This is a genomic window from Oryzibacter oryziterrae (genome assembly GCF_021864535.1).
Classification (GTDB): Bacteria; Pseudomonadota; Alphaproteobacteria; order Rhizobiales; family Pleomorphomonadaceae; genus Pleomorphomonas; species Pleomorphomonas oryziterrae.
Window position 1 is genome coordinate 1 of sequence record NZ_JAKJIC010000056.1, and the last position, 511, is coordinate 511.

A 511-nucleotide genomic window follows, 5' to 3' on the forward strand; every position below is an offset into this window, starting at 1 on the left:
CCGGTGTCGGTGTCGTAGAGGATGGTCGGCAGCGCCTTGGTCACCGTCGGGTTGGTGCCCTTGACGAAGATCGCCTGTCCGTTCTGCGTCCAGGTGGTGCCCTTTGAGAACCCCTTGTAGTCGCCGGATACCGACAGCTGAATCTGATCGTAGCCGGTCGAGAAGCCGTAGATGGTATCGCGCGACGATGTTCTGGCGTGATCGATGATGATGTCGTCGGGACCGGAACCCGGATAGATCAGGTCCTTGCCAAACCCGCCCCGCAAGATGTCGGCGCCGCCAAAGCCCTTGAGGATGTCGTTGCCAGCATTGCCAGTCAGCTTGTTGTCGCCGGACGTGCCGAGCAGCGTGTCGGCATAGCTGGTGCCCGTTGCGCCCTCGACGTTGAGGATGGTGTCGCCAAACGCCTCGCCGGCGTTGGAAGAGCCATCAGTCACGGCAAGGTTGATCGTCACGCCCTTGGAGATACCCGCGTAGGACACGACGTCAACACCGTCACCACCATCGACAA

General features: G+C 61.3%; 1 protein-coding gene. It reads right to left on the reverse strand.

Translation table 11 applies throughout. The features are described from left to right. Positions 1 to 482, reverse strand: a 482-nt coding sequence (locus tag L2I41_RS21460) for a calcium-binding protein (protein WP_507161418.1), incomplete at its 3' end; no start/stop codon positions are given. Between the last annotated feature and the right edge of the window lie 29 nt (positions 483 to 511).